The organism is Ignavibacteriales bacterium, from assembly GCA_016709155.1.
In the GTDB taxonomy this organism is placed as follows: domain Bacteria; phylum Bacteroidota; class Ignavibacteria; order Ignavibacteriales; family Ignavibacteriaceae; genus JADJEI01.
On sequence record JADJEI010000013.1, the window covers coordinates 1 to 12,063 of the forward strand.

A 12,063-nucleotide genomic window follows, 5' to 3' on the forward strand; every position below is an offset into this window, starting at 1 on the left:
ATGATGGGCGGAACAAGAGATAAAATTGATGTTGGTGTAAGTATTGGTATTCAATCTTCCGTTCCTGATCTGATAAAAAAAATTGAAGGTTATCTCGCTGAAGGTTATAAAAGAATAAAGATTAAAATTGCTCCCGGAAATGATATTCAATTTGTTAAAGCCGTAAGAAAAGAATTCCCGCAAATTCTATTTCAGGTTGATGCAAACTCAGCTTATGAATTAAAACATATAGATTTGTTTAAGCAGATGGATGATTTAAATTTGTTATTGATTGAACAGCCGCTTGGATACGAAGATATTTATGATCATTCAAAACTTCAGAAAGAACTTAAAACCCCGATTTGTCTTGATGAAAGTATTCACTCGCTTGATGATACTCGTGCTGCAATTGAATTAGATAGCTGCAGAGTTATAAATATAAAACCCGGTCGTGTTGGCGGATTTACAGAATCAAAACTTATACATGATTACTGTGCATCTAAAAATATTCCTGTTTGGTGCGGTGGAATGTTAGAAAGCGGAATTGGACGTGCCGGAAATGTAGCGCTTGCTTCACTGCAAAATTTTACTTTACCCGGAGATATTTCTGCGAGCAAACGTTATTACAAAGAAGATATTGTGGAACCGGAATTTCTTGTTAATAAAGACGGAACAATGGATGTCCCAACCAAAACTGGAATTAGTGTTGAAGTGAATATGAAAATGTTGGAGAAGGTTACGGTTAAGAAAAAAGTTTATTAAATTACTTATTGTTAGATAATTGAAAAATTCCATATAATTAAAAAGTGGTTATTAGTTATATCTCAAAGGTAATAAAATGAGAATCTTTGGTTTAGTTATTATATTATTTTTCTTTAGCCTAATAAACTCTTGTTCAGATCGTGAAAAAATTCCTAATGAATTTCCTACTTCAAGTCTATATATTACCGAGGCTAATTGGGAATTTAATAATGATAATATTCAGACATTTAAAAGATTTTGGATTACCTTTCAAAATTTATCACAAAAAGATATTAGATATATCAAATTTAGATTGACAATTAAGGTCAAAGATGGATTAGATAGAGAGGTATTTAGGAGAACAATTGAGAAAAATGAAAAAGTTTTTCTAACGATATTGTAAGATATGAGATAGAAGAATTAAGAGATTTTTATATAGGTGTAAATGTGTCGGTAAAGGGAAATTTTGTTTGGGATGCAGAGGTTCTAGAAGTCAAAGAATAATATTGAGTTTTTCTTATTTTATTTGATTCTCATTATCTAACTCTTCGCTTAGGTTTGTAACAAACAATTCAACCTGCTGTTCATTACCAAGCAAATCCTGCAAAGTAATTTTACTTAACAAACCATCAAGCATTGTTTGTACTGTTTTCCAGAGTGAGCGGATTGAACAATCGATTGAGTTCGTACAAATGTTATTAACTCCAGCGTGCAAATCACAAAAACCTGATTCATAAAGTTTTCCGCCAAGAGCAGCTAATACATCACCAACAAGAATTTCATTAGCAGAGCGCGCAAGTTTGTATCCACCCGTTTGTCCGCGAGAGCTTTCAATAAATCCGGCAAGACGTAACGCACGCAAAATCTTTCCAACATTTGCTTCAGAAAGTTTTTCCTGTTCACTCAGTTCGGGAATAGTCATTCCTTTATCGGAATCACTTTTCCCGATTCTAAGTAATAATCTTAAACCATATTCTTCTTGTGTGCTAAATTTCATTATTCATTCTGTCATGCTGAATTTATTTCAGCATCTTTAGTTTGTATTAGAGATCCCGAAACAAGTTCGGGATGACGACTATTTATCCTTGAAACAAAGGAATTTTTGATCCACATTGTTTTGCATATTGTACTTGTTCAAATTGTTCTGGAGTTATTGACGGACCTTTAGCAGAACATTTTTCATTAAATACATCTACAAGCGTTTTTGCAATTTGCTCTGCTGAGTAACCTTCAATGTCCATTCTTCTCATAAAATAAATTAACTCGCCATTCTTAAATAATGCAACGCTTGGAGATGAAGGTGGAAATCCTTTTACATGCTGTCTTATGCGTTCAACTGCATCACGTTCTTGCCCTGCAAATCCTGTATAAAGTTTATCTGGAATGATATCATTCTGTAAAGCGAGAGAAACTCCAGGTCGTGCACTACCTGCAGCGCATCCGCAAACTGAGTTAATCATAACCAAAACAGTTTTATCATCTTTTAAATTTATTGCTTCATCAACCTGCTCGGGTGTAAGCAATTCGTTGAAACCAACTGCGATTAATTCATCCCGCATCGGTTGCACTGCGTCCTGATCATACATTGGCGGACGCGAAAGAATATTGAACATTTTTTTGCTCCTTTTTATTTTTATTTAATAGCACGCAGATGACGCAGATTTTACTGATCAGCGCAGATCAGTCGCATCAGTGAAATCAGTGTGCCATTGCGTTTAGTAAAATCCAAGTTCAACTTTAGCAACATCAGACATCATATCTTTATCCCATGGTGGATTCCAGACTAATTCAATCTTTGCATCTTTCACTTCAGGAATTGCTTTTACTTTTCCCTCAACTTCCGGGGGAAGCGATCCTGCAACAGGGCACATTGGTGATGTTAATGTCATTTTTATTTTAACATTGTAATCATCATCGATTGCAATTTCATAAATCAATCCAAGCTCGAAAATGTCCACAGGAATTTCAGGATCGTAACAGGTTTTTAATGTCTGAATTATTTTTTCTTCAAGTTCTTGTTTTGTTATTTGTGCCATAATAATGTAAACTCTAATGTCACACTGAGCGAAGTCGAAGTGTGACATTTAAATTAACATAGGTCATCCTTCGTCTTCGCTCAGGATGACAATAGATTATTCCGTAATCACTTTTTCATTTTTATTATGCAAAGCATTTATCATAGTGTGCCATGCAAGCGATGCACATTTTACTCGTGCAGGAAATTCTCTGACTCCGCCAAACACAGCAAGTTTGCCAAGTTCATCTATATCTGGATTATCACCAAGCTTATCAGTAACTAATTCGTGAAACTTATTAAAAATCTTTTCTGCATCTTCAACTGACTTACCCTTCAGCAATGATGTCATCAACGAAGCTGATGCTTTTGAAATTGCGCATCCCGATCCTTGAAAAGAAATATCTTCAATTATTCCTTTGTCATTAATATTAAGAAAAACATTAATATTATCGCCGCAAAGTGGATTATATCCTTCAGCATGATTTGTGGGATGTTCAATCAATCTAAAATTTCTTGGCGATTTATTATGATCTAAAATCACTTGCTGATAAAGTTCTCTTAATTCCTCTTCCATTATCCAAATACCTCTAATATTTTTTTTAGTCCGTTAACTAAAACATCAACTTCCTCGATTGTGTTGTACATTCCAAACGATGCACGAGAAGTTGCTGGAACACCGAATCGTCTCATCAGCGGTTGTGTGCAGTGATGACCAGTGCGAATTGCAACTCCTTCAAAATCCAGAAATGTTCCAACATCGTGCGGATGAACATTTTCAAAATGGAATGACAGCACACCAATTTTTTCTTTTGCTGTTCCTATGATTCTTAAACCATTTAAATCAGAAACCGCTTTTGTAGCATACTCGAGTAGGACATTTTCATGATACGCAATATTTTCTAGCCCAATTTTATTAATGTATTCAATCGCAGCGCCCAAACCGATTGCGCCTGCAATATCAGGTGTTCCGGCTTCGAACTTATGCGGAAGTTCGTTGTAAGTTGTTTCTTCAAAAGTAACCTTCGAAATCATATCGCCGCCGCCCTGATATGGAGGCATAGCTTCGAGATAATTAACCTTTCCGTAAAGAATCCCAATTCCTGTTGGTCCATAAAGTTTGTGCCCGCTGAATGCAAGAAAATCACAATCAAGCTGCTGAACGTCTATCTTTAAATGATTAACAGCTTGTGCAGCATCTATTAAAACAGGAATGTTATATCGATGTGCGAGATCAATAATCTTTTTAACCGGATTAACAGTGCCCAATGAGTTTGAAGCATAAACAACAGAAATAAACTTTGTTTTTTCATTTATCAAGTTCTCAAATTCATCAAAAATTATTTCACCTTCGTCATTGATAGGAATGATGCGAAGCTTTGCATTTTTTCTGCACAAAGCATCTGCCAGGGGACAATATTGGAATGATGTTCCATTGTTGAGATGATTATTTCATCACCTTCTTTAATATTTTTTCTTCCGTATGATGATGCAACAAGATTTATTGATTCTGTTGTACCCCGAGTAAAAATTATTTCATTCTTACCCAAAGCATTTATAAAATTCTTTATGATAATACGTGAAGTCTCAAATGCTTCAGTTGCTTCCTGACTTAATGCGTGAACACCGCGGTGAATGTTTGCGTTGTACTTTTCGTAGTAATTGTTTGTTTTATCAATAACATACTGCGGTTTTTGTGTAGTCGCAGCATTATCAAGATAAACAAGCGGTTTATCGTGAACCATAATTTTAAGTATAGGAAAATCATTTCTGATTTTCTGAACATCATAAAACTTGGAATAACTTTCTACAACCGCTGCATTTTTAGTATGCATTTTAAAACTTTCTATCCATTAAATCTTTTCGATATTATTTCTTCAAGATAATCTCTTAAAGCAGGAATTTTTATTGATGTAATTACATCACTTGCAAAAGCATGAATTAAAATTGCAGTTGCAGATTCATCACCAATACCACGGGACTTTAAATAAAATTTTGCTTCATCATTTAATTTACCAATGGTTGCCCCGTGCGAACACTTAACATCATCAGCAAAAATTTCAAGCTGAGGTTTTGTGTTCATTACTGCATCATCAGAAAGAAGAATTGTATTATTCTCCTGAAAAGCATTTGTCTTTTGTGCATCGCGGCGAACCATTACTTTTCCATTAAACACTCCGCGTGATTTATCCTGCAAAATTCCTTTATAATGTTCGTGGCTGTTGCAATGCGGCTTAGCGTGATCAATCATTGTGTGCGCATCAAAAAGCTGATCATCACCAATCATAAATAATCCATTAAGCATACACTCGCTGCCTTGGTCATTAAATCTTGCATTAAAATCGTTGCGGGAAATTTCAGCCCCGTGCGATATTAAGTGTGATGAAAAATTACTGCTTCGCTCCTGATCAACTTCCATTCGTGCTATGTGAAACGCTTTGTTACTTTCTTCCTGTAATTTTATATGATCAACATTTGCATTTTCATCTGCAACAATTTCTGTAACTGCGTTTGTAAAGTAGATACTGTCTTCATCAGAAATGTAATGCTCAATAATTGTAACCTGAGAATTCTTACCAGCGACAAAAAGATTTCTCGGCTGAGTTAAAACTTTTTTATTATCTGATTTTGTATAAAAGACAATATGAATCGGATCTTTGACAACTTTTCCATCAGGCACATAAACAAAAGCACCATCTTTAGTAAAAGCAGTACTTAAAGTTGTGAAAAAATAATTTTCATTTTCCGCATACTTGCTCAAATGTTTTTTTACAACAGGATTATTATTCTTCAATGACTCTGCAAGACTTCCAATTACAACTCCATTGGGAACATCAATCAGTTTTGATAATTCGGGCGAATAATTTCCATTTACAAAAACTAAAAGACTATGTTCCAGTTTATCAAACAAAAACTTACTTATAATTTCTGATGAAACTTTTTCTTTATTAGAAACAGGGGAGAAGTTGTACTTCAGCAAAGATGAAATATTTGTGTTTTTCCATTCCTCATCTTTTTGAGTTGGAAAGGTAAGCTCTGCAAATTTACTGATTGCATCTTTTCTAACTTTGTGAAAGTCAGAAGTTTTCTCTCCGTTTAATGATTTTTCAAATTCATCAAACTGGTTGATGAAGTATTGTTTTATGTCTGTTTTATTTTCCATTTAACTAATAACTGTTATTCAAATTTAATCGTCAGACTGAGCGAAGTCGAAGGCTGACATTTAATTTACTGGTCACACTTCGACTGCGCTCAGTGTGACAATTGCAATTCGAGCTATACTAAAGTCTCAGCCTTATCACTCTTAATCCAATCGTAACCTTTTTCTTCAAGTTCAAATGCTAATTCTTTGCCGCCTGATTTAACAATCTTGCCCTTGTATAGAACGTGTACAAAATCCGGAATAATGTAATCCAATAATCTCTGATAATGTGTAACTAATATTGTAGCGTTGTCTTTCGCTTTTAATTTGTTAACACCATTAGCAACGATACGCAAGGCATCAATATCAAGTCCTGAATCAGTTTCATCAAGTATAGCAAGCTTTGGATTTAACACAGCCATCTGAAAAATTTCATTACGCTTCTTTTCTCCGCCGGAAAATCCTTCGTTAACAGCACGACTTAAAAATTTTGAATCAAGTTCTACCAGTCTGCTTTTTTCTTTTAGCAGAGCAAGAAACTCCATTGCGTCAAGTTGTTCTTCGCCACGATATTTTCTTACTTCATTAACAGCAGTCTTTAAAAGATTTGTATTGCTCACACCGGGAATTTCAACAGGATATTGGAACGCAAGAAATACTCCTTCTCTCGCTCTATCTTCTGGAGAAAGTTCTAATAGATTTTTCCCATTGTATAAAACCTCACCTGATGTAACTTCATACTCTTCCTTTCCGGCAAGAACAGATGCAAGTGTTGATTTACCTGAACCATTCGGTCCCATAATTGCGTGAACTTCTCCGGCATTTATTTTTAAATTTATTCCTTTAAGAATTTCATTTCCTTCAACGTTTGCGTGAAGATTTTTTATTTCTAATAACATTTTGTTTCCTTAATTACTTTTCAATTTCTTACCTTGTCATTCCCACGAAAGTGGGAATCTATTTAATATTTTTTTGGATTCCCGCCTTCGCGGGAATGACTACTATTGTCACACTGAGCTTGTCGAAGTGTGACGGTCATCCTTCGACAAGCTCAGGATGACATCGGTTTTATCCAACACTTCCTTCGAGTGAGATACTTAAAAGCTTTTGTGCTTCTACAGCAAACTCCATTGGAAGTTCTTTAAACACTTCTTTACAATATCCATTTACAATCAAGCTAACAGCATCTTCTGTAGAAATTCCTCTTTGGTTAAGATAGAAAATTTGATCCTCACCAATTTTCGATGTTGTTGCTTCGTGTTCAACTTGTGCAGTTGGATTATTAATTTCTAAATACGGAAAAGTATGTGCGCCGCATTTATCTCCAAGTAAAAGAGAATCGCATTGTGAAAAGTTTCGAGCACCTTCGGCTTTTTTTCCAATCTTAACTAAGCCGCGATAACTGTTGTTGCTTCTTCCTGCAGAAATACCTTTTGATACGATTGTACTGCGAGTGTTCTTTCCAAGATGTATCATCTTTGTTCCTGTATCAGCCTGCTGCATATTATTTGTAACTGCAACAGAATAAAATTCTCCAATAGAATTGTCCCCTTGCAAAATACAACTTGGATACTTCCAGGTTATTGCAGAACCGGTTTCAACCTGTGTCCAACTAATTTTAGAATTTACACCACGGCAAGCGCCGCGTTTTGTAACGAAATTATAAATTCCGCCTTTGCCGTCTTTATTGCCAGGATACCAATTCTGGACTGTGGAATATTTTATTTGCGAATTCTCAAGTGCAACCAATTCAACAACAGCAGCATGCAATTGGTTTTCATCTCTCATAGGTGCGGTACAGCCTTCAAGATAGCTAACATAAGCATTATCATCAGCAATTATTAATGTTCTTTCAAACTGTCCTGTGTTAGCTGCGTTAATTCTAAAGTATGTTGAAAGCTCCATTGGGCAACGAACGCCTTTAGGAATGTAAATGAATGAGCCATCGCTAAAGACTGCGGAGTTTAATGTTGCGTAATAATTATCTGTGTAAGGAACTACGCTTCCCAAATATTTTTTTACCAATTCAGGATGCTCGCGAACGGCTTCTGAAAATGAACAGAAAATAATTCCCATTTCATTTAGCTTGCTCTTAAAAGTTGTAGCAACCGAAACAGAATCAAACACAGCATCAACCGCAACTCCTGCTAACATCTTTTGTTCATCTAAAGAAATACCTAGTTTCTTGTAAGTATCAAGAAGTTCGGGATCTACTTGATCCAAACTTTTTAAAGCTGCCTTTTTCTTTGGTGCAGAGTAGTAGGAAATCTCCTGATAATCCACAGGTGGATATTTTACATTCGGCCATTTTGGTTCTTCCATCGTTAACCAGTAACGGTAAGCTTTTAATCTCCATTCGGTCATCCATTCGGGTTCCTGCTTCTTCGCAGAAAGCTGGCGGATTACTTCTTCATTCAAACCTTTAGGAATTGTGTCGGCTTCGATATCGGTAACAAAACCAAATTTATACTCTTTATTTGCTAATTCTTCAATTTTCTGTGTTTCTGTCGTACTCATTCATTCTCCATTGGCAAAACATTTATTTGTTTCGATGTAAACATATTCAATCTATACTAAAAAGTCAAGATTGAATTTACCACAATGTGACGCAGGAAAATGTTTTAAGTAAAGGAAAATAATTTTATTTATAGTTAGAGAGAGTGAAGAAAAAAGTTGCCACGAATTTCACCAATTAACACGAATAATCCAGCAAATTGTTTTTAAGGCATTTATCCGTTAATTTTAAATTCAAAATCAATCATATAAATGGATATTTAATTGGAAGATCAAAGAAACGAAGGTACAAATCAGCCGCAAGGTATACAAAACTCTTCGGAAAATAGAGAGAATAAATCTGAATCTGGAAATAAATCTAATTATAAAAAAAGTTATTATAACCGCAGAAGAAGATTTCCCGGTAAAAACGTAGATAATCCAAACCAATCCTCAACAAGAATATCATTTAAAAAAATTTCAATTGTTGTTCCGGTCCTTAACGAAGAAGACTCGATTTTTCCTCTTATTAATGAGATTAGAAAAGTCTTTAAAACAATGGATGTTTGGTATGAAATAATTTTGGTTGATGACGGAAGTACCGACAAATCATTATCCACTATTAAAGAATTGAGCCGGACAGATAAAAGAATAAAATTTATTAGTTTTAGAAAAAATTATGGTAAGTCTGCTGCCCTTCAGATGGGATTTAAACAAGCTGCTGGTGAGGTTGTAATTACAATGGATTCTGATCTTCAGGATGACCCAAATGAAATTCCGGCGTTGCTTAAAAAACTTGATGAAGGTTTCGACCTTGTTTCCGGTTGGAAAAAAATCAGGCAGGATCCATTCATTAAAAAAGTTTCCTCTAAATTTTTCAACTTTGTAACAAAAATTTTTAGCGGGATAAAAATTCATGATTTTAATTGCGGCTTAAAAGCATATCGAAAATCTGTAACTGAAAGCTTAAATGTTCATGGTGAACTTCATCGTTATATGCCGGTGCTGGCGCATTGGCAGGGGTATTCGATCGCTGAAATTCCAGTCAAACACCATCCACGCCGTTATGGCAAAACCAAGTTTGGTATCTCAAGATTCTTTAAGGGATTTATCGATTTAATTACCGTAGTTTTTACAACAAGGTACATCAAACGACCAATGCATCTGTTTGGCTTTTTAGGCGCTTTATCATTTCTCGCGGGGTTGGTTGTTAATGGTTATCTGACTTATTTATGGTTTGATAATCAGCCGTTGAGTAATCGTCCAATGTTATTTCTTGGAATACTTTTAATTATCGTTGGTGTTCAATTTTTTTCTGTTGGGCTTCTTGGTGAATTGATAGTACACAATCTTGAAAATGAGAAAGAATATATCATCAAAGACAAAAGTTAGTTCGTGTTTCAAGCTATTCACACTTCAAATAATTTTTTCAATCTTGTCTAATTAGCATAAAAATGCTTTTTAATCAAATCAAATATAGTTGCCGCTATTTCAAAGGAGATCTCCCTTGCAAACCTCACAAACAATTTGGTGTTCATTGTACTGATGAGGCTGGAAATGATTGTCCAAATTACAGCCCTTTCAAAGAAAAAATTTTAATTATAAAACTTGGTGCAATCGGCGATGTTATTCGAACAACCCCGATACTACATCCTTTAAAAAAGAAATATCCAGAGGCAAAGATATTCTGGCTAACGCTTTCACCTTCAGTCGTTCCATCTTATGTGGATGTTGTATTGAATTTTAATACCGCAAATATAGAATTCTTAAAAGCAGAACGATTTGATTTGTTAATTAATCTTGACAAAGATAAAGAAGCCTGTGCACTTGCAAGAACAATTTCTGCAAGTATTAAAAAAGGGTTTATACTTAATAATGGCATACCATTTCCCGCCGATGATTCTGCAAATCACAAATATTTCACCGGTATTTTTGATGACATTTCTAAACAGAATAAGAAAAATTATATGGAAGAAATGTTTGAAATTCTTGATTGGAAATACAGCGGCGAAAAATATATCCTCTCGCCTTTCGATGAATTTTCTAACGATTGGAATTTAGATAAGTCAAAAAAAATAATTGGATTAAATACTGGCTGCGGCGGCAGGTGGATTTCCCGTCTATGGGCTGATGACAATTGGATAAATTTTGCTAAATATCTTTTGACAAAAAATTATGAAGTAATCTTTTTAGGCGGTGAACAAGAAGATAAAAAGAATAAAATGTTTGCCGAAAAATCAGGTGGTAAATATTTGGGCTTTTTTAAACTTGAAAAATTTATCAATCTTGTTAATCAATGTGATCTCGTTGTAACAGGTGTAACTATGGCGATGCACATCACGCTCGGTTTGAATAAAAAAATTATTCTATTCAATAATATTTTTAATAAATATGAATTTGAATTATTTGGTCTTGGTGAAATTATTGAGCCTGAAAAGGAGTGTAAATGTTTTTACAAACCTACTTGCACCAACGAAGAATATAAGTGCATGGAACATCTTAAACTATCGAGTGTTATCGAAGCACTTGACAGGCAAATTATAAAATGAAAATTGCAATTCTTTCCACTGCATATCCCTTGCGCGGAGGAATTGCTCACTTCATTGGGCTTCTTTACCATCAGCTCAAAAAAAATCATACTGTTAAAGTCTATACTTTCAAAAGACAATACCCTGCAATTTTATTCCCGGGTAAATCTCAACTTGAAAATGAAGAAACCAGTGAAGCAATTCCAACCGTATTAGCAATTGATTCGATCAATCCATTGAACTGGATTAAGATTGGTAAAAAGTTAAGCGAAGAATTTTATGATGTTTTAATATTTAAATACTGGATGCCGTTTTTCGCACCTTGTTTTGGGACAATATCGAAGATTGTAAAGAAGAATAATAAAACTAAAATTATGGTTATCTGTGATAACATTATTCCTCACGAAAAAAAACCGTTTGATAATCTTCTTACGAAATATTTTTTTAATAATGTTCATTACTTTATTGTGCTTTCTGAAAATGTGAGGAAAGATTTATTATCGCTTTATCCAAAAGCGAAATACAATTTATTACCCCATCCTGTTTACTCAAATTTCGGCGATCCTGTTGAAAAACAAGCTGCCAAATCGTTCTTAAAAATTGATTCTGAAAAACTGATTTTATTTTTTGGTTTCATTCGCGATTATAAAGGATTAGACACTTTGCTGCTTGCATTGAGTAAATTGAAAAACATAAATGTTAAACTTTTAGTCGCCGGCGAGTTTTATTCAAACAAAGATAAATATCTTAAAATAATTCATGATAACAATTTGAATGATTCAGTCATTCTTAAAACTGATTTTATTCCAACCAAAGAAGTTAAGTATTATTTTTCTGCCTGCGATGCAGTGATTCTGCCTTACAAATCAGCCACTCAAAGCGGGATTGTTCAAATTGCTGTCAACTTTCGGAAGCCTGTCATTGCTACAAATGTTGGTGGACTTGGTGAAGTAATAATAAATAATGAAACCGGTTTTATTGTTGAAAAAGAAAATCCCCAAGCGTTAGCAAATGCGATAAATAAATTTTATTCGGAGAATAATGAAAGTAAATTTTCAAAGAACATGTCGTTCGCTGCGGATAAATATTCGTGGCAAAATTTCACTAATGGACTTTTAGACTTAATAAATTCATAACCTTGAACATAAACGTGAACTTGAACCTGA

The 12,063-nt window shown here is 34.4% G+C and carries 12 protein-coding genes and 1 pseudogene; 5 read left to right on the top strand and 8 right to left on the bottom strand.

Features of this window, described 5'->3' with window-relative positions:
* Both menC and IPH11_13135 read left to right on the top strand, forming a co-directional pair.
* On the top strand, positions 1-741 hold a 741-nt coding region (menC, locus tag IPH11_13130), incomplete at its 5' end, for an o-succinylbenzoate synthase (GenBank protein MBK6914534.1).
* A gap of 76 nt (positions 742-817) precedes the next feature.
* The gene (locus IPH11_13135) at positions 818-1,123 is read left to right on the top strand and encodes a hypothetical protein (GenBank protein ID MBK6914535.1); all 306 of its coding nucleotides are present in this window, start codon (positions 818-820) and stop codon (positions 1,121-1,123) included.
* Between the two features lie 114 nt (positions 1,124-1,237).
* Here IPH11_13135 and IPH11_13140 read toward each other — a convergent pair whose 3' ends face one another.
* From IPH11_13140 to sufB, 8 genes and pseudogenes are all read right to left on the bottom strand, one after another.
* Complete coding sequence (locus IPH11_13140; protein ID MBK6914536.1) at positions 1,238-1,717, bottom strand: Rrf2 family transcriptional regulator; 480 nt, start codon at positions 1,715-1,717, stop codon at positions 1,238-1,240.
* An 82-nt stretch (positions 1,718-1,799) separates the two neighbouring features.
* Entirely contained in the window at positions 1,800-2,333 is a 534-nt protein-coding gene (locus IPH11_13145) for a BrxA/BrxB family bacilliredoxin (protein MBK6914537.1), read from the bottom strand.
* 102 nt (positions 2,334-2,435) lie between these two features.
* Positions 2,436-2,756 carry a DUF59 domain-containing protein gene (locus IPH11_13150; GenBank protein ID MBK6914538.1) on the bottom strand — a complete coding sequence of 107 codons (321 nt, stop codon included), beginning with the start codon at positions 2,754-2,756 and terminating at the stop codon, positions 2,436-2,438.
* 96 nt (positions 2,757-2,852) lie between these two features.
* Complete coding sequence (locus IPH11_13155) at positions 2,853-3,311, bottom strand: SUF system NifU family Fe-S cluster assembly protein (protein MBK6914539.1); 459 nt, start codon at positions 3,309-3,311, stop codon at positions 2,853-2,855.
* Positions 3,311-4,569, bottom strand: a pseudogene (locus tag IPH11_13160) (cysteine desulfurase). Before IPH11_13160 ends, IPH11_13155 begins: the two are co-directional and overlap by 1 nt.
* Positions 4,570-4,580: 11 nt before the next feature.
* Entirely contained in the window at positions 4,581-5,897 is a 1,317-nt protein-coding gene (sufD, locus tag IPH11_13165; GenBank protein MBK6914540.1) for a Fe-S cluster assembly protein SufD, read from the bottom strand.
* Positions 5,898-6,010: 113 nt separating this feature from the next.
* The gene (gene sufC, locus IPH11_13170; GenBank protein ID MBK6914541.1) at positions 6,011-6,775 is read right to left on the bottom strand and encodes a Fe-S cluster assembly ATPase SufC; all 765 of its coding nucleotides are present in this window, start codon (positions 6,773-6,775) and stop codon (positions 6,011-6,013) included.
* 169 nt (positions 6,776-6,944) lie between these two features.
* Positions 6,945-8,393 (bottom strand): Fe-S cluster assembly protein SufB, encoded by a 1,449-nt coding sequence (gene sufB / locus IPH11_13175; GenBank protein ID MBK6914542.1) that lies wholly within the window; start codon positions 8,391-8,393, stop codon positions 6,945-6,947.
* 438 nt (positions 8,394-8,831) lie between these two features.
* Between sufB and IPH11_13180 the strand changes: the two genes are divergently transcribed.
* From IPH11_13180 to IPH11_13190, 3 genes are all read left to right on the top strand, one after another.
* Complete coding sequence (locus IPH11_13180) at positions 8,832-9,761, top strand: glycosyltransferase family 2 protein (protein MBK6914543.1); 930 nt, start codon at positions 8,832-8,834, stop codon at positions 9,759-9,761.
* Between the two features lie 62 nt (positions 9,762-9,823).
* On the top strand, positions 9,824-10,918 hold the full coding sequence (locus tag IPH11_13185; protein MBK6914544.1) for a glycosyltransferase family 9 protein: 1,095 nt from the start codon (positions 9,824-9,826) through the stop codon (positions 10,916-10,918).
* Entirely contained in the window at positions 10,915-12,033 is a 1,119-nt protein-coding gene (locus tag IPH11_13190; GenBank protein ID MBK6914545.1) for a glycosyltransferase, read from the top strand. Before IPH11_13185 ends, IPH11_13190 begins: the two co-directional genes overlap by 4 nt.
* Positions 12,034-12,063 lie beyond the last annotated feature (30 nt).